Genomic DNA, 22,051 nt, shown 5'->3' with positions numbered 1-22,051 from the left:
ACATCCTGATTGTGAAGATCAGGATGTTTTTGTTTGATAGTAATCTGCAATATTCTTTATTTCATCCAAACTCAGATTCCACATAAAATTCAGAAACTGCTGATAGCTTTCACTTTGGTTTTTCGGATCTACCCGATCCAGATATCGGTTTAAATTATAGTTTTTCCGGGCTTCATAGATTTTAGCAAAACATTTTCCGAGCCAACTCTGATAATATTTCTCTTCCTCGCCATCCTGCAAAAACTGCAGACTTGTATAAATTCCCACTCCGTAATCTTCAGAATGATAGAAATTTGGTAATGTTTCCATTCTTGCAATCTTTTCAAGTTTTACATAAGACGCTGAAGGTTTTTCGTCGGCAGCCTCGGATTTCAGTTCAGGAAAAAGTTTTTTGAGATTATCAATTCTTAAGGAAATTTCAGGGTGTGACCTCAACGAATCTTTATTGAGTTTTTCTTTAAAATGATTATAATTATAAAGGGAAAAATCCTCCTTCTGCAGCCATTTTTCCTTGAATGCCTGATTGGGAAGATTAAAATATTTTCTGTAAGTTTCTACTTTCAGCTCTCTCGGTGAAATGGTATCAAAATCTTCAAGTCTTTTTAAAGCATTCACAAATTCATTTTTCTTAAAATCACTATTCCTGAAAATAACATATCCCAAAGAATCTGCCTGCATTTCCTGTTTTCTGTTTTCGGCTCCTTTCCTGTATATTCTGTTTTTAAGAACATCAAAAGCCTTTTCATTCCGATTTTCTCTCGTTGATTTTATATCATGAACTACCATTTTGTCCATTTTATTCTGATCAATAATGCCCAGTAAAATTTTCAGTGTATGTTCAGATATCTTATGTCCCAATTCATGAGATATTACCGCAGCCAACTGATCATCATTATTGAGCCAACTGAAAAGTCCCATATTGACCACAAAAGTTCCGTCTGCAAAACAATAGGCGTTCGGGGTATTATCTTTAGCAACCAGAATTTTCAGATTCTGCGGAATCTGAGGATTGCTTTTACGGAGACGATCGATAAGATTTTTTAATTCGGAATCGAAAACTGAATTAAAAACAAAGTCTTTTTCTTTTATCTTTTCTTCAAAATCTTTGCCTAATTCTTTATAAATTTTCGCAAGCTCACTTCCCGGCCTTCCTGAATAGCGGTCCTTGGTATTTTTAATGAGATTTTCGGTATTTAAGGAAAAACTTCTAATGAAACTCGTTCTTTGTAAGTAATCTGCCGAATCAATTGGTTTATAATCCTGTCCAAAGGTGCTGACAAAACAGTATATCAATAAAAAGGAAATTAGTTTTTTCATCGTTTTCACATCATAAATCACAAAAATAAACCATTTCGCCTCATATTTTCAAATTTATTTTAAATTTGTTTCAAGATCAATTCGTATGATAATTCTTATTTATTTTGTGGCCTTTGTTGTCATTGCAGCAGCACTTTTTTATCTTTTCGGATACAGCTATATTTTCAACGGGATATCAAAAACCTACCTGAAAGGGAAAATGAGTGCCAATATCGATGACGGCAAATTTTTCTCCCATAATGTAATTGCTGCCGGAAATCCCGTTCCGTGGGAAGAAGATCCTGAATACAATAAAAAAGAATTACCGAAAAACGTAGTTGAAGATTTAACACATTCCAACACAGCTTCTTTTCTTGTTATCCGTAATGGAAAAATCATTCACGAACAATATTGGAACGGCTATGATAAATTCTCAAAAACCAACTCTTTTTCCATGGCAAAAGCTGTTACGGTCATGCTGCTAGGAAAAGCCATTGAAGAAGGAAAAATCAGCAGTATCGACGATAAGTTTTCCGATTATTTTAATGAATTTAAAGGTAAAGAATTCACAGAAAATTTAACGCTGAAAAATCTGGCACAGATGGAATCCGGCCTCAACTGGGAAGAAAATTATAAAAATCCCTTTTTGCCGAATGCCAGAGCATATTACGGAAGAAGTCTTATAAAAGCTACTTTTTCAAGAAAATTCAAACAGAATCCGGGAGAAAAATTTGAATACCAGAGTGGCGCTACACAACTTTTAGGATTTGCTGTGAGAAAGGCTGCTGATAAGTCGCTAGCAAGCTATTTATCAGAAAAATTCTGGATTCCATTGGGAATGGAGCAAAATGCAGAATGGAGTACCGACGAAAGCGGAATGGAAAAAACATATTGCTGCATCCATTCCAACACCCGTGATTTTGCGAAACTTGGTCAGCTATTTTTAAATAATGGAAAAGTGAATTTCCAACAGATTTTAAACCTTGATTTTATTAACCAAATGCGGACACCGACAGAAAAATCTGAAGAGATTTACGGAATGGGCTTTTGGATTAACAACGATAACCCAATTAAACATTACTATTTTTTAGGCTTGCAGGGACAATACATCATCATGATTCCGGAGCATAATATGGTCATCGTAAGAACCGGAAACTACAACAATCTCCCTAAAAACGATAGAGGAAGGCCGGATCAGGTGAAATTTCTGGTAAATGAAACGGTAAGATTATTTCAGTAGTTTAATGAAATCTGAAATTGGCTTCCGTGAAGGTATTATTTTTAAGAAAAGCTTCGTATTCCGGTGAAAGCTGTTTTCTGCCGTAGGTATTGTCTCCGCTCATGCTTCCGAGGCGAACTTTATCTTTCCCGAATTTCTTATTCATCGCATCCATCGCTTTCATTACCGGAAGATGCTGGTTTTGTGTATCTTCTTCAAAAAGATTAATTAATCTCTGATCTTCAGGGACAAAATCATTAACGATCACTCCGGCTTTTTTATAATGAAACCCTTCCTTGAAAACAGCCTCAAACAGTTCATTCACCACCCTTCCTATAAGAATTGAAGAATTGGTGGGGTTCGGAAGAATCTGTGTGACTGCATTTTTATATTCCGGCAGATCTTTCCGGAAGCGGTTGGTCTGCACAAAGACCGTTACCATCCTGCAACATGTATTTTGTTTTCTCAGGCGCTCAGAGCAATACATTCCGAAAGTTTCTACCCTTTCGCGTACATCTTGTTTATTGGTAAGCATTTCCATAAAACTTCTGGTCACTGCAATAGACTTTTTAGGCGACGGAGCATCCAGCTCCAGCTGGCGGATTCCTTTCAGCTCATTAATCATTCTCACTCCGTGAATTCCCATCACTTTACGAACCCACATTTCAGGCTTCTGCAACAGATCCCAGGCTTTATGAACGCCGTTATCATGCATTTTTACGGCAAGCCTGCGGCCGATTCCCCAAACATCCCCAATATCCAGCCATTTTAAAGCTTTTTCGATTTTTTCAGGGGTGTCTAATATAAATACTCCGTCAAAATTTTCAGGATATTTTTTCACAATCCTATTGGCCACTTTACACAACGTTTTTGTAGGTGCAATACCTATGCTTACCGGAATATTGGCCTCCAGCCTGATTTTGTTTTTGATTTCAGTACAATAATCATGGATATTGATGTATTTATAGCCTGTGAAATCCAGAAACAGCTCATCAATACTATATACTTCATGATTCAGCACATATGATTTCGCAATCTTAATAACCTGCTGACTTTTAAAATTATACAATTCAAATTTTGCGGAAAAACTCTTAACATCATGCTCTTTGAACAGCTCTTTATATTTAAAAGCCGGCGCCGCCATAGGAATACCGAGATCTTTTGCCTCTTTGCTTCGGGACACAACACATCCGTCGTTGTTGGAAAGTACCACAACGGGTTTGCCTTCAAGCGCAGGGTCTAAAGTCCTTTCACAGGAAACAAAGAAATTATTGCAATCTACCAGAGCATACATGATGAAAAACGGGACAGTTCGATGCACAAAATTAGAACTTTTATAATATAATATTATGTTTAATAGAAATTTTAACATTAAATTTAAATATTTGATATACAGTAATTTAATTTATTTAAACACGTCACGTTTTGTCGCTTACTGCCTATAATTTTGTTTTTCAAAACTTTAAAATTATTGATATGGATAAAATAACATTACAGAGAATTGAAAAGCTTCACCCTTTGGTAAGGGAAGAGGTAAAACAGATTATTAAAGATTGCAACGCAGCATTAACCGGAAGAGCGAAGATAAGGATCACACAAGGCCTTAGAAGCTTTGAAGAGCAGGAAAAACTGTACGCTATCGGAAGAATTACTACCGGAAAAAAAGTGACCAATGCCAAAGCCGGGCAAAGCATTCATAATTACGGACTGGCCGTTGATATCTGTCTGATGATCGACGGAAAAACAGCCAGCTGGGATACCTTTAAAGACTGGGACAATGACAGAGTAGCCGACTGGTATGAATGTGTAAAAATTTTCGCTAAATATGGTTGGGACTGGGGCGGAAACTGGAAAACATTTAAAGACCTTCCTCACTTCGAGAAAAAATCTTTGTCTACCGAAAAAGGTACCATCAAAACAAGTTGGAGAACACTTATTAAAATGAAAAGAGATAAAGATGATTATGTGGTATTTTAATTCTCCATTATTTGAGAAATTATTTTAAACACGACAAGTTCTGTCGCTTTCTGCGCCTACTTTTGCTTTAGAGAAACACCAAAACAATCTCTATAAAAAATTAAAACCAATAGTCATTTCTTCCGGAATCTATTGGTTTTAGTTGTCTAATATTGTCAGGGATTTCTCCAAAAAAAAGTAAAATCAAATGAAAAAGACAACCATTCTTTCTTTGGACGGGGGCGGAATCAGGGGAATAATTACCTGCATTATCCTGCGCTACATAGAAGAACAACTGCAGAGTCATGATAAGCCGGGCGCTAAACTCGGTGATTATTTTGACTTTGTTGCCGGAAGCAGTACAGGAGGACTGATTGCGTCTATTATTCTATGTCCCGATGAACACCGGAAAGCAAAATATTCCATCCAGAAAGGGCTGGAACTATACGCTGAAAAAGGTGGCGACATATTCCAGGTTTCTTTTTGGGAAAGACTTGTCAATCCTTTCGGGTTGATTAATGAAAAGATATCTCAGGAAGCACTTAAAAAAAACCTGAATGATTTTTTTGGAAATTTAGAATTAAAGGAATTAATAAAACCTTGTTTAATAACAAGCTATGACATCGAGAACAGGAGAGCAAAACTATTCAATTCATGGAAGGCGAGCCTGAGTACGGACAACTTTTATGTAAAAGACGTTTGTAGGGCAACTTCAGCAGCACCAACCTATTTTTCGCCGGTTCAGATCAAGTCGATGTACGGGCAGATCTTCAGTCTGATTGATGGCGGAATGTTTGCAAATAATCCTTCACTCTGTGCTTATGCCGAAGCCCGGAAAATTTCTTTTGCAGAGGTTTTGAAAAATCATCAGAAAACCAATCATCCTGTAGTGAACGACATGATTATTATTTCCATCGGAACTGGTATTGAAGCAAGATCTTATTCTTTCAAAAAGCTGGAAAAAGCCGGAAAAATAAGCTGGGTAAATCCTATTATTGACATTTTAATGTCGGCGAACGCAGAAACAGTAGATTATCAGCTTTGCCAGATGTTCCAGACACTTGGGCAAAGAAACCAGAAAAATTATTACCGCCTCAATCCTTCGTTGAAAAACGCTTCTCCGGCAATGGATAATGTAAGAAGATCAAATATTGAAAATCTTATACAGGCAGGTTTAAGTTACATTGATGACAACAGAGAGATCCTAAATCAAATCGTTCAAAAGCTGATCAAAAATAAAATATAAGCCCTTTTGCTTATAAACCCAACAAATAAGCTATAAACCTTATAATTTAAATTTTAAAAATTTTATTTTTTATACGTCAAGTTCTGTCGCCACGGTAAAGTATTTTTGAATTAGGATTAAAAACAATAACCAAAAAACTAAATACCATGAAAAATATTCTACAGCGCTGTAGTTTTTATTTAGAAAATTCAATAGTCGGAATTCCCGGACTATAAAACCTCAGACATATTCAATTCTTAAGATTCAGCTTCCAAAGCTGAACAGGATATGTATTACTCAATCATATCAGTTTGCTAGCACTGCTATATAATCAATTTATTAACCATTTAAAAAACCATTAACATTATGGCAACAAATTTAGTACAAGAATTAAACAGCTTGGATTTCAGCGTTTATATCGGCGGTCCGTTACAGGCTGCGGTAAAAGCGCAACATGACGCATCCATCTCTCAGGTGAACTTCATTAAAGAAGTAGGCTTCACTCCGGGAACCAGCGGACAGCCTGATCTATTAAAGTATGTAGATTTTAATTACAAAAAATCAGTTCCTAATCCGGATTATGATTCAACAGCAACAAGTGGGACAGCAAGCAACCCGTTCATTGATTCAGAAGTTAATCTGAAAGTTCCTTTTCTGGCAATGCTTACTATTCCTGCTCTGAGAATTGATGAACTTACCATTGATTTCAATGCTAAATTAAACTCTGTGGAAACTCAGAATGTTTCAAGTGAATTCAGTGGTTCTGCAAGCATAAGTGCAAAATTCTGGAAAGTGAAGTTTAATGCATCTGCATCATACAAAAAAACTTCATCAAGCACTTCAACAACCGAAAGAACATACACTTTAGGTGTTCATGTAAGAGCGGTAAACGACGAATTGCCGGCCGGGCTTGCAAGAGTTATGGATATGTTGGAAGACAGCATTTCCGCAGTCAACAATTAATCTTTTTTTTGGATGGTTGCTCATGCAGCCATCCTTTTCTATCATTCTATTAACTTAAAAAAAACCGTCATGCCAAAATTAAATGAATACCTGGGAGGAATTATTTCAGAAATTGCTTCTTCCCGAAAAATGGCCGACTTGCAGACACTGGAGATTGCAAGAGAATATGCAGCAGACGACATGCTGAAAAATTTTTCAATCCCGAGAATGAAAATAGGAACTGTAGACCTTACTATTCCTTTTGCCCAAGGTGGAGTTTTGCCCATTCTCAAGCTGAGAGATTTCGCTTATGATGAAATTACCAAAGTGATGAAAACGGGCTACATTGCTTCTGATACTTCAAATGATCAGAAACTCAAGGCTTTTTTGATTGATATGGAAGTGTATTATGATGATATTATTGATCAAATAAAAAAAGAAAATACCCCGACTCTTACTGCAGAACAGGAAAAAAAATTCGATATCATTCCAGAATATATTACGGAGTTCTGTTTAAGTCTACCAAATTTCAAATGGGACCAGGTAAAATCTGAGGTACTACAGAAAAGCCTTAGAGACCGCACGCTTCTTGAAGCCAGAAAAATCATTGAAAAAGTGGAAGAAAATGAAATCATCGTAGAGGCAAGCAAACTCATGAGCATCGACCCCAAGTACCTCATCTATGCAAAAATGAGTGTAAGCGAATCCGGAATGGAATGGTCACGATACGAAGATATCAACGGAAATATTATTGAAACTTTAATTCCTGAATAATGAGAAAATCACAGTTTATTTTGGTAAGCCAGCTCAAAGAAAAACTGCTGGAGTTTCCCGGAATCGTTTCTTCTCTTGAAAAAAAAGATCCTTACTTCGTCGACAAAATAATGTTCTGGCTGAAATCTTCAGAAGACATCTTCTCTACTTATAATATCAGCGAAGTATCTGAACTGGCGGGTTTCAGGAGCAAAATAATTGCTGCAAGAATGACAGAAGGAAGAGGGACAAACATCAAAAAAAATCAGGTAAAAACAGCCGCCGGAATTTTATATGATGTCCAGAATACCGTACTCACCGTACTAACGCCTTATGAGAAAAAGATGAACGATTGTCGGGAAATTGTAAAGCAGCTACTGGCACTTACCGCTCAGACTCACACGCAGATTTACGATCAAAGCCTCCCATTTGAAGATTTCATCAGGAAAATCTGGATTTATATTTTATCTGACAACGATCTCAGGATGGGCGCAGTCAGACTCAAATCATCACTCTCGGAAATGGATATTCTTATGCTGATGAGCGACGAAATAGAATTAAACGACTTTACCTAAAAAATAACTCAGTTTTGAGTTATTTTTTTTATCACGTCAAGTTCTGTCGCTACCCGATTATACCTTTGAATCAGAATTAATAACCATGAAAACATCAAATAATACTCTCAGTCCCGAGTCTGATTCTTACCTCAAACAAAAAATTATAGCCCAATACAAAACTCTTTCTATGGAAACACAAAATCATAATTCAGATATTGTTTTTAATGAAGATATCTACACCATCGACTGGGCCGAGATCGAAAACACAGACATAGATTACGAAAACTACCTGAGTGATATTGAAAATTTCTTCAGAGAAGATTTCAAAAATGATATTCTGGAGAAAGATATGTGACGCACATCCTACAGTTCTTACCTAAGCCTATTTGTTAATACCGCAAAAGGATAAAATTATCAAAAATAACTTCTAAAACTTATCCACAAAAATAAAACACGACACCTTTTGTCGCATTAAGCCCATATATTTGTGTCAGAAACTTTTAATAATGAAAAAAGACTTTTACCTGACAAGATATGCTTTAATCATCAAAAGACTGGAAAGTTCTCCTGCTACGTATGGGCAGCTGGAGGAGTATCTGCTCAACTCTTTCGAATTTCAGGATGCCGATATTAAAAGCTATTCGATCCGCACTCTGCAGAGAGATATCCGTGAGATTTCTGATCTTTTCAACCTGTCTATCCACAACAAAAAGAAGGGAGATAACCGATATTATATCGAAAGCCGGCCCATTATGGAAGTCGACGAATACAACCAGAAATTACTCGAATCTTTCCAGGTAAGCAATGCCCTGAATCTTCATCCGGATTTTTCAGATTTTATCTTTTTTGAAAGCAGAAAGCCCACCGGAGTTGAACATTTCTATGATCTGTTTTTTGCGATCAGAAACAAAAGAATTGTTTCCTTTGAACACTACAATTACAAAAATAAGCTGATGACCTCCCGTAAAGTTCATCCCTTAGCGTTGAAAGAATCCAAAGACAGATGGTATCTCATCGCCATTGACACGAAAGATAAAGCGCTGAAATCTTTTGGACTGGACAGGATTAATTATCTTGATGTAAGCGACAAACAGTTCAGGGAAAAGTATAAATATAATTTCAGAGAACATTTTAAAAATGCTTTCGGTGTCATGAATCTTACCGCTCAAAATCCTCAGAAAATTGTTCTGAAATGCAGCAGACATCAGGGAGAATATATTAAAAGTTTCCCGCTTCACCAGTCTCAGAAAGAAACAAAAGAAACACCGGAAGAGATGTTTTTTGAATTCTTTCTGCATCCTACGTATGATTTTATGCAGGAAATTTTATCCTACGGAAAAGAAGTGCAGGTTTTGGAACCTAAAGGCTTAGTTGATGAGATCAGAAAACATTTGCAGGAGTCGTTGAACAGCTATCTTGAAAACTGAAAATGTAAGATATTTTGAGTACATTTACATAAATATATCCAAGTGAAACTCCTTTTTCTGTATCTTTTTTTGCTTTATCCCTGCCTTGTGTTTTTCGCAGCAAACCGAAGATTTCAGGCTCGTAAAGCAATACTACAACCAGCACCGTTCCATGCTGGGCACCGAGTTCAAGAAAAAGTTTGATACCGAGACAGATAATTTCCGGAAATTTTCTATAAAACAGGATTATTTGCTCTTCATGCAGAAGATGGACAGTATTGAAAATGTTGCCCTGACCGGCGTTTTATTAAAGACAAAAAACCTGGAAGATCTTTCCAGACTCAACTTGATTAAAACCGATTCTTCTGCGAAAGCTCCCATTATTACGTCATCAGCGATCGATAAAACAGCAGATTATCCCGGAGGAATTAATGAACTCCGAAAAGAGGTTGCGGATCTTTTTTATCTCGGAGGCGTCTATTCAGAAATTAAAACCGTAAAAGCAATCGTAGCCTTCATCGTTGAAAAAGATGGTACTATCACTCATGTTGAAGCGCAGGGAGATAACTTCACGTTCAACAGACAGGCCGAAATCGCACTTTATTCGGTTTCGCAGAAGTTTTCTCCGGCAATCGTCAATGGCAACCCGGTGAGATATCGTTTCAGGCTTCCTTTAACGATGAATATTGAATAATTTTATGAAGAAATATTTCTCTTTCCTTTCTATCTTAATACTCAGTTTTTATAGTTCACAACAAACAGAGGGATTGCGGCTTATCAAGGAAAAATATGCTCCTGAATTTGAAAATATCATATCCAGATACAAAGATATTACTACTGTAAAACTCTCAAAAAAAAGAGCTCAAAGCCCTTCATTTGCTAAAGGAAAAAGAGTTAAATGCTCTGGAATTTAAAAGAAATGATGAATATTTAACGGAGCTTGCTAACATACAATCAAATCCGCCTGTTGTTCATTTTGATCCTAAAACCATTCAGCCGATTCCTCTTAATTTAAATTTTGACTAAAATGTTTACCGACGAATATTTCATGAAAATGGCGCTTAGCGAAGCCGAACTCGCTCTGGAGAAGGACGAAGTTCCGATTGGCTGTGTCGTAGTATCCAATAATCGTGTTATTGCTAGGGCCCACAATCTTACCGAAACATTAAATGACGTTACCGCTCATGCAGAAATGCAGGCCATTACTTCCGCCGCGAATTTTCTTGGCGGAAAATACTTAAAAGATTGCACGCTTTATGTAACGCTGGAACCCTGCGTAATGTGTTCGGGAGCATTATCATGGGCGCAGATCTCAAAAGTAGTGATCGGAGCAAGAGACGAGCAGCGCGGATTTATCAATAAACATCTTTCCCTTCATCCCAAAACAGAAATCGTAACAGGAATTATGGAAAATGAATGTTCTTCCATTGTAAAAGAATTCTTTAAATCAAAAAGATAGATTTAGATTAAGGTTGAGGTTGAAATTTAGTAACTCGTATAAATGATTCAGCCGTAGAAAACAATTTTATTAGCTTTGCTTTAACCTTAGCCTCAACCTCACTCTACAAATCTTTTCCTAAAAAGTAAAGTCCTTTCAACGTGTGAAGCCTGTCCATCACATGGATTTTATCCGTAAGAGGTTTATAAACATGAGAAACTCCACCTGTTGCTACTACAAAACAGCTGTCTTCCACCTCATCATTGATCCTGTCGATAAAACCTTCCACCATTCCCAAAAATCCGTAGACCATCCCGCTTTGCATACAGGTTACGGTATCTAATCCCAAAACCGTTTTTGGTTTTACGAGTTCGATTTCCGGAAGCTGGGCCGTCTGACTGATGAGTGAATTTAAAGCCGTAATAATCCCCGGAGCAATGATGACCCCTAATGTTTCTCCATTTTCTGCAACACAGCTCGCTGTAAGTGCCGTTCCAAAGTCTAAGACAATCTTCTTTCTGTCCGGATACATATTGTGAGCCGCCACAAGATTGGCATAAATATCAGTCCCCATCTGTTTAGATTTTGCCTGAACCCCGGAAGGAGTATTCCGGTCAACAATCACCGGGCTGATATCATGAATCTTACGGATAGCCGCACTCATTACTTTTGTAAGCTGAGGCACTACTGATCCTACAATTACCTTATCAATTTCTTTTGGTTCAATTTTATAGGTTTGATACAGCAGCATCATCTGAACATATAATTCATCTGCCGTTCTGTAAGGTTTGGTATTGATCACCCATGAAATATCACAGTTGTCATCATTAAAAAGACCAAATCTGATATTGCTGTTTCCTACATTAATTACGATCGAATTCATTTATTTACTGTAAAGTGGAATCTCTATTATTTAAGGCTCTAAATTTAATGATTTTAATATAAGCGAAAAACGAATTTATCTCGAATATTTTAATGAGAGAATCACCGTAGTTTAATATAGCAGTGGGTTGTCTAAAATAATTTTTATCATCATCAAAACAGGCTCTTCATGTTTAAAATTATTTGATTTTGTATATAAATTAAAAATCACAAACTTTTGAAATAACAGCTTGCTTTATAAGTAAAATTCATTAATTTAGAAAAAAAATTAAAGCGGAATCCGAAAAGCTTGACAAAGAGTAGGAAATTAAACAAATTAATAATTATGAAAAACTTAAAAAAAACTTTCAAGAGAAAGCCTTAGAAATGTACAGGGAGGATATACACAAGAATGTGTCGATGGGATGTATGCTATGGGATGCCAATTAAATCCTGGTCCAGGTCTTACATATATGTCAGTTATAGGATGCCCTAGTTCCGTTAAAAGATATTGTATTTCCTTGTAATTTTGCATTATATCAACTCTAAATAATATAATTCCGCATGGATAATATGTAGATTTATTATTTATGTCAAAATTAATAGGCCGTCTCACAAATTGTGAAGACGGCCTTTCTTGTAATTTTTCAGTAGCAATTATATACGAAAAAATGGTTCATCAAAAACTTTTATACCAGAATCATAATAGTTATGAGACCGGCAATTATTTACTATTTTTGAAAATCTATTTCACTTCAACAACATTATCTTCCAGATTCACGTCTGCCAGTCTTTGACTAAGATCAATTACTAAAGCAGACAACTGAGATTTGCTGTAAGGAACGGTGATCGTATATTCTTTTTGAGTCCAAGGCCAGTAAGGCATTGTTTTGAACTCTCCATACAGATCTTTTTCTTTCCATGTATGCGTCATGTTCATCGGGATCTGATAATTAACCAGCTTATTATCTTTCGTCACCACACTGAAATCTATCGGCATCGGAATCTGCCCATTATTGACCAATGTAATGGTGGTAGACTTCTCATCGTACTTCACATCTTTGATTCCGTAGTCGATCGTTTTAGTTGTATTGATCCAGTAATGCTGAAACCATTTCAGATCCATCCCTGAAACCTGCTGCGCAATATGCAGGAAATCTCTGTCGGTAGGATGCTTCAGCACCCATTGATCGTAGTATTGCTTTAATGTTTCCGCTAAATTTTGCTCCCCCATGATATACCCCAACTCTACCAGGTACAATTCTCCTTTTACATAAGTGGCATACGTATAGGAAGTACCGTTGTCGTGGTGATCTCCCAGCCAGACTGCCGGCTCTTCAATTCCTTTTTTAACAAAATTTCTGTAGGCATTGATTGAATTCACAAAAGGATTCGGAAGTTCTTTTGCCGGAGGAAACAACTGGTTCATCACAAACCCCTCTGCATAGCTGGTAAATCCTTCATCCATCCATGGGCGCATCGGTTCATTGGTAGCCAGCATCTGCTGATACCAGGAATGTGCGCCTTCGTGAGCCATTAGCCCCATTAATCCTTCGATATTTTTAGCTTCTCCCAAAATCATGGTACACATTCCGTATTCCATACCGCCGTCACCACCCTGAATAAATGCGTAGGTAGGATAAACATATTTTCCGAAGTGGGAATTCATTAACTGATAATATTTTGTAAGATACGGCTCTGCCTCTTCCCATACTTTTGTTTTGTTGTTGTTCTGATACACAAGGAAAACTTTTGGACCTTGGGGAACATCAAAACTTTTTACGATATAATCTTTGTCCGCAGCCCAGGCAAAATCGAGAATGTTTTTTGCCGTCCATTTCCAGGTCGCTTTATTTTTATCTGCTTTAATTTTTGCATTCGCATCGTATCCTTTTACTTCTGCAGGATTTTCAAGAATTCCGCCTGCTCCGATCACGTAGTCTTTATTTATTTTAATCGTTACATCAAAATCAGCAAACGGTGCATGAAATTCTCTTCCGATGTAGTCGAAGGTTGCCCAGCCATCATAATCATATTCCGCAATTTTCGGATACCATTGTGTCATCGTCATATCCACTCCTTCTTTATTATTTCTTCCGCTTCTTCTGATCTGCTGTGGAATGACAGCATCCCATTCGAGGGTAAACGTTGTTGATGAATTTGGCTTAATCGGTTCTGCCAAATATACTTTCATCACGGTTTCCTGAACTTCAAACTTCAGGTTTTTACCGTTTTGTTTGATCCAGTGGATATTTTGTGCGCCTTCCTGATCTTTTGGGATGGAAGCCAGTCTTGAAATTCCATCTTTCTGCAATCGCGAATCACCGTTTTTTCCCTGTGCAGTCACGCGCTGATCCATCATTGAATTAGGTTTAAAAGCATTCCAGTATAAATGAAAATATACTACATTAAGCTCGTCCGGTGAATTATTCTTATATTCTAAAGTCTGTTTACCTTCATAAGTGAATTTTTCAGCATTCACATCAATATCCATCTTATACTTCGCATTCTGCTGATAATAAAGCCCCTGCTGAGCCTGAAACTGAGAAATGATAAACGCAAACAGGATTGCAACCAATTTTTTCATTTAAAATTTTATTTTTTTTAAAGATATGTATTTAAAATAAGAACTCAAATGTGGAGTTATTGTTGAGATTTTGGATTACATTAACGTATTTAATTATTGAATTCTCCCGCTGATTTTGCAGATTACGCAGATTTTCAACTCAAACATCTGCCCGATTTGTTTGATCTGCGAGATATATTAAACACAAATAAAATTCGTGTTATTCGTGAAGATATTTGTGCAATTTGTGTTTAGCTCAAAAGCTTCCTGATCAAAGTAATTTGTCCTAAATGATAATAGCAATGCTCGATCATTCCGTCAATATTCCTGAGATAGGTTCCGTATTTTTCATCCACAAAAGATTCATTCATTTTAGAATCAGGCATCTGTTCCAACAGGATTGCAAATTTTTCGGCATCGTTCCATAATTTATTCTTAAGATTTTCCCACTGTTCCTGAGATTCAACCGGAGGAAGATCAAAGCTGTATTTATCCCTTATTTCGAGATCACCGCCTTCAAAAACATTTATCAATCCCGCGATATAATAATCTATATGAAAGGTAAGCATCGCAATCGTATTCAGAGAACCTATTCTCGTTGTGGCCTGCTCCCATGTCACACCGGAAAGCTGGTCTTTAAAATTGGTATTGGCGATCCATAAGCCATCCAGCAATACTTCTCTGAATCTTTTGGCCAATTGTAAAGTTGTACTCATTTGTTTATTTTTTTAAACATAATTATTTTTTGCTTGTGTTGATTTATCTAAAGAAACCACAGATCTCACTGATTTACGCAGATGATTGCGGATATTTTAATAAGTAAATGCGGCACATTCCTAATGCAATCTATGAAAATCGTAGAAAATAAAATCCTCCAAGATTTTGAAACCTTGAAGGATTAAATATCGCTAATATAATTTTTAAATTATTTTTTAGCAGAAATTTCTTTCTTTCCGCTTTGCAGGATCTTTTCTAAGATTCTTAATGTAATAAGATAGGTTGGCTTTACACCCGTCAGTCCCAGACCACCGGAAGAAAGCGTACTTCCCGTTTCCAGAGGATTATCAGATGCATAATAAGCATACATGACAAACAGATCCGGCGTAATGTGATGCCTGATTTTAGAAGCTACCTGAATTGCTTTTTGATAATGCGCGCCTTCCATTTCGAGCCCGATTGCTTTCCATGAAGTATTCATAAAATAAGAAAGAATATCCCTGTTTTGAAGCGAAGTTCCCAAAACGGTAATCATCGGACCTTCAAAAGCCTGTAATTCATCATCTTTAAAATCTTCCAGTTTTAAAGCATTTTCAAAAGGATAATTGTCTGCTGTTCCTTCAAAGATATGTGATGTGGGAATCATAATATCTCCTTTTCCGCCGGCAAGAATCCCGGCTTTTCCCATGATGGAAACAGATTTCACTTTCATCATATACACTTCACCTTTATGCTCAAAAGGTCTCAGAAGCTCATCCATCACTTCAAAAGCCTGTTCTCCGAAAGCATAATCGAAAACCATGATCACGTCATCGCCTCCGAATTTGATATCCTGAAACGGTGTATTTTTAAGATTGGTCTTGCTGAGATCAATGATCTGAACATCGATATTACTTCCGCTTTTATCATTAATGTAGATCATGCCCTGCTCCAGAGCATACTTTGACACTTTATCACGAAGCTCTTTCTTATCCGAAATTTCTCCGTACATTTTGTAGTCTACCTGATGATCCTTTTTCTTCAAAGCCTCATTGGCATACAGCATATTTTTCACCGAATGCATATTGGCAGAAATAATATGAAGCGGACGCATATGAAGATCATTTTCATATAAGACCTCTTTTACTTTATTGGCCCACTTTTCACCGAAATAGTGATGTCCTACTCTTTCCCTTAAAATGGCACTGAAGTGAATCTCGCGTTCTCTCGTCTGTTTAGCATCTTCAAGACTTACTTTTGCCAGGTTATAGATAATTTTAAACAAACGATCCGGATTACTGTCTTCCCCGAATGTATTATATGCATTTAATGTTTCATCAAATGTTCTTCCTATTAAAGAAGACAGGTGAATTAAGGCTACTTCCTTTTCCTTTCTGCTGAACTTCTTTTCACCTTTCACCACTTCCTCAATGATTTTGAAAGCACGTGTCGGCTTCCAGTTTTCATCCTGTATGAATGCTAAATTTCTGATTTTATCTGCCTCTATAAAAAGGAATGTTAAATGGGTAAGAATGTCATAGATTTCAGAACGCCCCAGAAGAACTTCAATATTCATCTGATGCTCATCAATCCGGTAACAGTTTCTTCTTCTCTTTTTAGGCACGATCGGCTCGAAACTTCCTTTATCAAATCCTTCATCCGATGTAAGATGAATGAAAGCACATTCTTCAATTCCTTCAGGAAGCCTGTCTAATACATACATCAAGCCGTTCAGTTCCAGTTTACTCGGCACATTCATACTTCCGTAGATTTCCGGATTGATGGTCTTCAACAAACTTCTGATACTGTCTCCCGAAACACCGGCAGGTTTAAAAAAACCTCTGTAAAAGAGGTGTCTCATAGAAATATACAATCTTTCGATTGCTTCCGTTGTTTCTCTTGCTCTAGAATTTGTCATAAAATAAATTTCACACAAATATACAAAATCTCCGCTCAAATTATTTTAAGTATCTTTTAATAAAAGGTTTAACATAATAATGCTTATCTTTATTCCACGGTTATTCATTTAAATATTTCCTGATTTAATTTTTAACCTAGAAAACCCATTCACCCCTTCAAAAATATTAATACTTGTTTAAATTTTTTGTTAAATTTTAATTTACCCCTTAAATTTTCAGGGTAAAAATATTTTTTATTCATTTTTTTCGTAAATTTGCCCCGTAAAAATCAAACCTAATATGTCAACTTTAAGATTCAAAGCGTTAGAAACTTTACCATTCAAGGACTTTAGAAGAGATAATTCCGTTGAAGTTCCCGTAAAATTGTCAGAATTGTTCTGCCAAAATGTTTTCTCAGAAGAAACAATGAGAGAATATTTAACAAAAGAAGCATTCAATTCTATTTTGGATGCGATGAAAAAAGGAACGAAAATCCAGAGACACATCGCAGACCAGGTAGCAGTAGCGATGAAAGACTGGGCAATGAGCAAAGGAGTGACTCATTACACTCACTGGTTCCAGCCTTTAACGGGTAGCACTGCTGAAAAACATGATTCTTTCTTTACCCCTATCGAAGGCGGAAGAGCAATCGAAAGATTCAGCGGAAACTTATTGATCCAGCAGGAGCCGGATGCGTCTTCTTTCCCGAATGGCGGTATCAGAAATACTTTTGAAGCGAGAGGTTATACAGCTTGGGATCCTACATCTCCGGCATTTATCATGGGAACGACTTTATGTATTCCTTCTATTTTTATCTCTTACACCGGAGAAACTTTAGATTATAAAGCGCCTCTTTTAAGAGCATTGAATGCGGTAGACGAAGCTGCAACCAACGTCATGCAGTATTTTGACAAAAACGTAACGAAAGTAACGCCTACCTTAGGTTGGGAGCAGGAATATTTCCTGGTAGACTCGGCATTGTTCCAATCTCGTCCGGATTTGGTTTTAACGGGAAAAACTTTGTTAGGCCATTCTCCTGCAAAAGGACAGCAGCTGGATGACCATTATTTCGGTTCAATTCCTACAAGAGTCATGAATTTCATGAAAGAGTTGGAAATCGAATGTATGAAATTGGGAATTCCGGTTACTACAAGACACAACGAAGTTGCTCCAAACCAATTTGAGCTGGCTCCGATGTTTGAAGAAGTAAACGTTGCTGTTGACCACAACTCTTTGTTGATGGATGTAATGGCAAGAATCGCTCACAGACACCATTTCCATATTTTGTTCCATGAAAAACCTTTCGCAGGGGTAAACGGAAGCGGAAAACACAATAACTGGTCTTTAGCAACAGATACAGGAGAAAACCTTTTAAGCCCCGGAAAAAACCCGAAGAAAAACTTACAGTTCTTAACGTTCTTTGTGAATACGATCAAAGCAGTACACGAATATGCCGATCTATTAAGAGCAAGTATCGCGTCTGCAAGCAATGACCACAGATTAGGTGCTAATGAAGCTCCGCCGGCAATTATTTCCGTATTTATCGGAAGCCAGCTGTTCAGAGTTTTGGAAGAGCTTGAAAAAGTAAAAGAAGGAAAACTTTCTCCTGATGAAAAGACAGACCTTAAATTAAATGTAGTTGGAAAAATTCCTGAAATCTTGTTGGACAACACCGACAGAAACAGAACTTCTCCGTTTGCGTTTACAGGAAATAAATTTGAAATCAGAGCGGTTGGATCTTCTGCCAACTGTGCAGAATCTATGACGGTAATGAACACCATCGCAGCAAAACAGCTTCGTGATTTCAAAAAAGAGGTTGATGCATTAATTGAAAAAGGCCTTAAGAAAGACGAAGCAATCTTCAATGTACTAAGAGAATACATCAAACAATGTAAAAATATCATGTTTGAAGGTGACGGATATTCCGACGACTGGGCAAAAGAAGCTGAAAAGAGAGGTTTAAATAACTTAAAAACCACTCCGGAAGCACTTAAACAGGAGATGGATGAGAAGTTTTTAGCACTTTACGAAGAACTGGGAATTTTCACTCACAGAGAAGTTGAAGCAAGAAACGAAATCAAATTAGAAAAATATTCAACAGTTATTGATATTGAATCAAGAGTATTAAGTGATATCGCAAGAAACCACATTATTCCTTCCGCTTTAAATTATCAGAACAGACTGATTGAAAACGTAAAAGGTCTTAAAGATATCTTTGGAGACAAGGAATTTAAAAGCCTTGCAAAAGAGCAGATGAGCTTGATCACGAGTATTTCTGAAAATGTATCTAAGATCAAATTGGGTGTTGAAGATCTTATCCAGGCCAGAGAAGAAGCAAAAGCAGTTTCTGAAAGCCAAAAGCAGGCGGAAGATTACTGTAATAAAGTAAAGCCTTTATTTGACGTAATCAGAGACGCATCAGATGCTCTGGAAATGATGGTAGATGATGAGCTTTGGCCGATGACCAAGTATAGAGAAATGTTATTTACAAAGTAACATCTGTAAAGTTCCATATTAGTTAAACTCTCCGGTACAGTCCAGTTCCGGAGAGTTTTTTTATGTTAGAAGAATGACCAATTTATCATTTGCAATTCCCTGTAAAAGAACTTATACTAAACTATAAAAACCATCTAAAAAACGTAGGTGAAAATTAGAGTTATTTACAATCTACCACACTAAGTAGGTGATATACAAATTAATTTTGTTAAAGAATCTTAATAAAAAAAACCGCACACTTACCTGAAACAGGCTGTTGCGGTTTATTTTTCTTTAACATACTTAAATAATATGTTAAAATGTGTTAAAAAGAGAACTCAGCAATAACCATATCAGAGTCCTTTTAGCGGGAATACATATTTTTGTAATGCTTTTGAAAAATACTATTCCTTATTAACACGGTAATCAAATATATATGAAGAAAAGAGTTTTGTTTTATCTAGTTGCTTTAGTCTCTACTGTATCGTTACAATCGTGTGTTACCAACTACGTAGTTTCAAAACCAGCAACTTACGCTAAAGAATACAAAACAGATGCCAAACTTGCCTCTATTGATATCAACAAAATGGAGCAGGATAAGCAGCAACTGATCAATTCATTTCTTGCCGAAAAGGCAGCTTCTTTGGCTAATGCTAAAAATTCCATTAAGAATTCTGAGATTGCAAAAGCAATCATGCACAATAAAACTATCGACAATATTTTAACAGAAGCCCAAACTTATCTTGGAACTCCTTACCGATACGGAGGCATGACGAGAAACGGGATCGACTGTTCAGCTTTTGTTCTTTCTGTTTTCGGTGCAGCAGCAGGGCTTAGCTTACCAAGAGTAGCAGCTTCTCAGTCTCAGGAAGGTGAAACGGTAGAGAAAGAAAATTTACAGAAAGGAGACCTTATCTTCTTTTCTCACGGAAGAAGAATTTCTCACGTAGGTATTGTAGAAAGCGTAGATGATAACGGAGAAGTGAAATTTATTCATGCAGCTACGTCAAAAGGAGTAATGGTTTCTTCACTGAACGACTCTTATTGGGGACCGAAGTACAGGTTCGGAAAAAGAATCATCAAGGAGAACGGAGAAGCTTACAATAATCTTGCTACAACCACTCCGGCATCAAGCGGAACAAGTTTTTAATTTTAAATAATTGATTTAAATAATGAAACCATCAAATCCTGATGGTTTTTTTATTTTTAGCTTCAAAAGCTGCTTCCACACCCATACCCTAAAACTCTTGAACCTTCCACCCTCCCATTTTCATTCCGGAGGAATCTCGGCATAGCTGGTAAAAAACAAAATGGAAAGATTCGGGTTTAAAGATCAGAAATCAGGATGACAATCGAGTGGTAGAATGATGGTCATTCTGTGAAGCTCTTATAGAACCACCCCCTCAAAATTCTTTGAATTTTCTACACCCCTCCGAAGGAGGGGAATTTAGAAGTTGTGCTTATTATCAATTGCAGCCAGCCATTACAATAGGGGGGTTTGCGTTCTCTTCTAAGTGGAACGGCTTTGTGAAACTTATATACACAATACTTTCAAAAAATCTTAGTGCGCTCTGTGTTCACAGTGTCAGGCTGAGTCTGTCGAAGCCTTAGTTATTAGGATGTGAGTATTATACTGGCCCTTCGACAAGCTCAGGGTGACAGGAGTGCATAGCTTCGGTGATAGCCACCAAGACTCCGACACTCTAAAACCCTCTCACACTCATACCCTATAACTCCAAAACACCGCTCCTCAAAAAAACTCCGGTCTGGAATACTATTACCCAAACCGGAGTCAAAAAACCAATAATAATCCCCTTTCTTCAAAACATCAGAATCACCTCCCGCCTGTGGCGCCATCCCACATGTACCTGTGGCACTAACCGGTCCGAGGCTGTGGGACCTACCCACTCGTGCCTGTGGGATCGACCGATCTGGAAAGGCTGTACAATGATGGCTATTCTACCGTCAGCAATTTATCCAGAGAAGCCGTTCTGGTTTGCTTCAGCAGGCTGCCTTCCGTGTATTGGGTCAATACTTCCAGGGTGTAGCTTCCGGCGGGTAATGCGGGAATGACCACGATAAGCTCCGAAGGATTGTTGACGACAATGTCGAACGCTTCTACCTGGGTTCTGAACTGGGTAGCCGTATTGACAAAGTAAACTCCCCGCGTAGGATCATCGCCCATGATTTTAATCTTACTGCCCACGATCTTAAGATTTTTACCGGGAGTAAGCAGGTCGTTGACCGAACCGCTCTTCACATCCGTCACCTGTAGGATGACAGAAGAAGCTTCTGCCAAACCCAGGATATCAACTTCAATATTGGGGATCTCCGCTCTCAGCTTTTCTCCCTGGTTGAACTGGAAAATAATGCTGTGCTTATCTTTGTTAAACTTCTCCGAAGGGCTGTCGAACACGCCACGTATAGTGGTGCTAGCGGTGAAATACCCGGTATTAATGGAATACCCGTCACAAAGCTGGTAGGCCATTTCCTGAAGGAACAGCTCTGTGGCATGCTCCATCGCTGAGGCCGAGATATCTGACCCACCACGGTTAGCAGCTGACTGGCAGATTCTTTTGACATTGAGGCTTCGCTCTCTGATGGTTCTTGCCGTGAAATCATTGGGATTGTCTTTGGTTAAAGTGTTATCGTATAAATAGGCTTTTATTTTATGTAATATATTGGACATTCTTTATTATTTTTTAATTATTGATGTATTGAAGTGTGGTTTTGAAACCTGTGAGGGTTGGGTTTATTAATTTG

Annotated in this window: 20 protein-coding genes; 13 read left to right on the top strand and 7 right to left on the bottom strand. The window is 37.3% G+C overall.

Features of this window, described 5'->3' with window-relative positions:
• Nucleotides 1–18: 18 nt before the first annotated feature.
• Nucleotides 19–1,317 (bottom strand): M48 family metalloprotease, encoded by a 1,299-nt coding sequence (locus AAHI02_RS14080; RefSeq protein ID WP_346983782.1) that lies wholly within the window; start codon nucleotides 1,315–1,317, stop codon nucleotides 19–21.
• A gap of 85 nt (nucleotides 1,318–1,402) precedes the next feature.
• Here AAHI02_RS14080 and AAHI02_RS14075 point away from each other — a divergent pair, with 85 nt between their 5' ends.
• Nucleotides 1,403–2,536 (top strand): serine hydrolase, encoded by a 1,134-nt coding sequence (locus AAHI02_RS14075; protein WP_346983781.1) that lies wholly within the window; start codon nucleotides 1,403–1,405, stop codon nucleotides 2,534–2,536.
• A gap of 1 nt (nucleotide 2,537) precedes the next feature.
• Here the strand turns inward: AAHI02_RS14075 and AAHI02_RS14070 are convergent, their stop codons facing one another.
• Nucleotides 2,538–3,836: a DUF4113 domain-containing protein gene (locus tag AAHI02_RS14070; protein WP_346983780.1), complete on the bottom strand. Its 1,299-nt coding sequence runs from the start codon at nucleotides 3,834–3,836 to the stop codon at nucleotides 2,538–2,540.
• 155 nt (nucleotides 3,837–3,991) lie between these two features.
• On the opposite strand from AAHI02_RS14070, the gene AAHI02_RS14065 reads away from it, so the two are divergent.
• The 10 genes from AAHI02_RS14065 (at nucleotide 3,992) to AAHI02_RS14020 (ending at nucleotide 10,813) form a co-directional block, all read left to right on the top strand.
• Complete coding sequence (locus tag AAHI02_RS14065) at nucleotides 3,992–4,492, top strand: M15 family metallopeptidase (protein ID WP_346983779.1); 501 nt, start codon at nucleotides 3,992–3,994, stop codon at nucleotides 4,490–4,492.
• 187 nt (nucleotides 4,493–4,679) lie between these two features.
• Complete coding sequence (locus tag AAHI02_RS14060) at nucleotides 4,680–5,717, top strand: patatin-like phospholipase family protein (protein ID WP_346983778.1); 1,038 nt, start codon at nucleotides 4,680–4,682, stop codon at nucleotides 5,715–5,717.
• A gap of 345 nt (nucleotides 5,718–6,062) precedes the next feature.
• Complete coding sequence (locus AAHI02_RS14055) at nucleotides 6,063–6,659, top strand: DUF2589 domain-containing protein (RefSeq protein WP_346983777.1); 597 nt, start codon at nucleotides 6,063–6,065, stop codon at nucleotides 6,657–6,659.
• A 69-nt stretch (nucleotides 6,660–6,728) separates the two neighbouring features.
• Entirely contained in the window at nucleotides 6,729–7,412 is a 684-nt protein-coding gene (locus tag AAHI02_RS14050; RefSeq protein WP_346983776.1) for a hypothetical protein, read from the top strand.
• On the top strand, nucleotides 7,412–7,966 hold the full coding sequence (locus AAHI02_RS14045; RefSeq protein ID WP_346983775.1) for a hypothetical protein: 555 nt from the start codon (nucleotides 7,412–7,414) through the stop codon (nucleotides 7,964–7,966). Before AAHI02_RS14050 ends, AAHI02_RS14045 begins: the two co-directional genes overlap by 1 nt.
• Nucleotides 7,967–8,135: 169 nt before the next feature.
• Entirely contained in the window at nucleotides 8,136–8,303 is a 168-nt protein-coding gene (locus AAHI02_RS14040) for a hypothetical protein (RefSeq protein WP_346983774.1), read from the top strand.
• 151 nt (nucleotides 8,304–8,454) lie between these two features.
• Nucleotides 8,455–9,375: a WYL domain-containing protein gene (locus AAHI02_RS14035; RefSeq protein WP_346983773.1), complete on the top strand. Its 921-nt coding sequence runs from the start codon at nucleotides 8,455–8,457 to the stop codon at nucleotides 9,373–9,375.
• An 85-nt stretch (nucleotides 9,376–9,460) separates the two neighbouring features.
• Nucleotides 9,461–10,048 carry a hypothetical protein gene (locus AAHI02_RS14030; protein ID WP_346983772.1) on the top strand — a complete coding sequence of 196 codons (588 nt, stop codon included), beginning with the start codon at nucleotides 9,461–9,463 and terminating at the stop codon, nucleotides 10,046–10,048.
• A 4-nt stretch (nucleotides 10,049–10,052) separates the two neighbouring features.
• Entirely contained in the window at nucleotides 10,053–10,268 is a 216-nt protein-coding gene (locus AAHI02_RS14025) for a hypothetical protein (RefSeq protein ID WP_346983771.1), read from the top strand.
• Nucleotides 10,269–10,381: 113 nt separating this feature from the next.
• Nucleotides 10,382–10,813 carry a nucleoside deaminase gene (locus tag AAHI02_RS14020; protein ID WP_346983770.1) on the top strand — a complete coding sequence of 144 codons (432 nt, stop codon included), beginning with the start codon at nucleotides 10,382–10,384 and terminating at the stop codon, nucleotides 10,811–10,813.
• 103 nt (nucleotides 10,814–10,916) lie between these two features.
• Here AAHI02_RS14020 and AAHI02_RS14015 read toward each other — a convergent pair whose 3' ends face one another.
• The 4 genes from AAHI02_RS14015 to AAHI02_RS14000 form a co-directional block, all read right to left on the bottom strand.
• Nucleotides 10,917–11,675 carry a type III pantothenate kinase gene (locus AAHI02_RS14015; RefSeq protein ID WP_346983769.1) on the bottom strand — a complete coding sequence of 253 codons (759 nt, stop codon included), beginning with the start codon at nucleotides 11,673–11,675 and terminating at the stop codon, nucleotides 10,917–10,919.
• A gap of 723 nt (nucleotides 11,676–12,398) precedes the next feature.
• Nucleotides 12,399–14,240: a M1 family metallopeptidase gene (locus tag AAHI02_RS14010; protein WP_346983768.1), complete on the bottom strand. Its 1,842-nt coding sequence runs from the start codon at nucleotides 14,238–14,240 to the stop codon at nucleotides 12,399–12,401.
• A 230-nt stretch (nucleotides 14,241–14,470) separates the two neighbouring features.
• Nucleotides 14,471–14,935 carry a DUF1572 domain-containing protein gene (locus AAHI02_RS14005; RefSeq protein ID WP_346983767.1) on the bottom strand — a complete coding sequence of 155 codons (465 nt, stop codon included), beginning with the start codon at nucleotides 14,933–14,935 and terminating at the stop codon, nucleotides 14,471–14,473.
• A 209-nt stretch (nucleotides 14,936–15,144) separates the two neighbouring features.
• Nucleotides 15,145–16,833 (bottom strand): hypothetical protein, encoded by a 1,689-nt coding sequence (locus AAHI02_RS14000; RefSeq protein WP_346983766.1) that lies wholly within the window; start codon nucleotides 16,831–16,833, stop codon nucleotides 15,145–15,147.
• Between the two features lie 280 nt (nucleotides 16,834–17,113).
• Between AAHI02_RS14000 and AAHI02_RS13995 the strand changes: the two genes are divergently transcribed.
• Both AAHI02_RS13995 and AAHI02_RS13990 read left to right on the top strand, forming a co-directional pair.
• Nucleotides 17,114–19,309: a glutamine synthetase III gene (locus AAHI02_RS13995; protein WP_346983765.1), complete on the top strand. Its 2,196-nt coding sequence runs from the start codon at nucleotides 17,114–17,116 to the stop codon at nucleotides 19,307–19,309.
• Between the two features lie 415 nt (nucleotides 19,310–19,724).
• On the top strand, nucleotides 19,725–20,438 hold the full coding sequence (locus tag AAHI02_RS13990) for a C40 family peptidase (RefSeq protein WP_346983764.1): 714 nt from the start codon (nucleotides 19,725–19,727) through the stop codon (nucleotides 20,436–20,438).
• Nucleotides 20,439–21,242: 804 nt separating this feature from the next.
• Here the strand turns inward: AAHI02_RS13990 and AAHI02_RS13985 are convergent.
• On the bottom strand, nucleotides 21,243–21,977 hold the full coding sequence (locus AAHI02_RS13985; RefSeq protein WP_346983763.1) for a DNA-binding domain-containing protein: 735 nt from the start codon (nucleotides 21,975–21,977) through the stop codon (nucleotides 21,243–21,245).
• Between the last annotated feature and the right edge of the window lie 74 nt (nucleotides 21,978–22,051).

This window comes from Chryseobacterium sp. POE27 (assembly GCF_039727685.1).
In the GTDB taxonomy this organism is placed as follows: Bacteria; Bacteroidota; Bacteroidia; order Flavobacteriales; family Weeksellaceae; genus Chryseobacterium.
Note: the sequence above shows the minus strand (reverse complement) of the source record. Positions and strands in the feature narration are given on the sequence as shown.

What these genes read in the sequence shown, in the direction of transcription:
- AAHI02_RS14040 (WP_346983774.1), top strand. Translation starts at nt 8,136, where the DNA reads ATGGAAACACAAAATCATAATTCAGATATTGTTTTTAATGAAGATATC.
- AAHI02_RS14025 (WP_346983771.1), top strand. Translation starts at nt 10,053, where the DNA reads ATGAAGAAATATTTCTCTTTCCTTTCTATCTTAATACTCAGTTTTTAT.
- AAHI02_RS14075 (WP_346983781.1), top strand. Translation starts at nt 1,403, where the DNA reads ATGATAATTCTTATTTATTTTGTGGCCTTTGTTGTCATTGCAGCAGCA.
- AAHI02_RS14045 (WP_346983775.1), top strand. Translation starts at nt 7,412, where the DNA reads ATGAGAAAATCACAGTTTATTTTGGTAAGCCAGCTCAAAGAAAAACTG.
- AAHI02_RS14065 (WP_346983779.1), top strand. Translation starts at nt 3,992, where the DNA reads ATGGATAAAATAACATTACAGAGAATTGAAAAGCTTCACCCTTTGGTA.
- AAHI02_RS14050 (WP_346983776.1), top strand. Translation starts at nt 6,729, where the DNA reads ATGCCAAAATTAAATGAATACCTGGGAGGAATTATTTCAGAAATTGCT.
- AAHI02_RS14000 (WP_346983766.1), bottom strand. Translation starts at nt 16,833, where the DNA reads ATGACAAATTCTAGAGCAAGAGAAACAACGGAAGCAATCGAAAGATTG.
- AAHI02_RS13985 (WP_346983763.1), bottom strand. Translation starts at nt 21,977, where the DNA reads ATGTCCAATATATTACATAAAATAAAAGCCTATTTATACGATAACACT.
- AAHI02_RS14035 (WP_346983773.1), top strand. Translation starts at nt 8,455, where the DNA reads ATGAAAAAAGACTTTTACCTGACAAGATATGCTTTAATCATCAAAAGA.
- AAHI02_RS13990 (WP_346983764.1), top strand. Translation starts at nt 19,725, where the DNA reads ATGAAGAAAAGAGTTTTGTTTTATCTAGTTGCTTTAGTCTCTACTGTA.
- AAHI02_RS14080 (WP_346983782.1), bottom strand. Translation starts at nt 1,317, where the DNA reads ATGAAAAAACTAATTTCCTTTTTATTGATATACTGTTTTGTCAGCACC.
- AAHI02_RS14020 (WP_346983770.1), top strand. Translation starts at nt 10,382, where the DNA reads ATGTTTACCGACGAATATTTCATGAAAATGGCGCTTAGCGAAGCCGAA.
- AAHI02_RS14015 (WP_346983769.1), bottom strand. Translation starts at nt 11,675, where the DNA reads ATGAATTCGATCGTAATTAATGTAGGAAACAGCAATATCAGATTTGGT.
- AAHI02_RS14055 (WP_346983777.1), top strand. Translation starts at nt 6,063, where the DNA reads ATGGCAACAAATTTAGTACAAGAATTAAACAGCTTGGATTTCAGCGTT.
- AAHI02_RS14010 (WP_346983768.1), bottom strand. Translation starts at nt 14,240, where the DNA reads ATGAAAAAATTGGTTGCAATCCTGTTTGCGTTTATCATTTCTCAGTTT.
- AAHI02_RS14060 (WP_346983778.1), top strand. Translation starts at nt 4,680, where the DNA reads ATGAAAAAGACAACCATTCTTTCTTTGGACGGGGGCGGAATCAGGGGA.
- AAHI02_RS14005 (WP_346983767.1), bottom strand. Translation starts at nt 14,935, where the DNA reads ATGAGTACAACTTTACAATTGGCCAAAAGATTCAGAGAAGTATTGCTG.
- AAHI02_RS13995 (WP_346983765.1), top strand. Translation starts at nt 17,114, where the DNA reads ATGTCAACTTTAAGATTCAAAGCGTTAGAAACTTTACCATTCAAGGAC.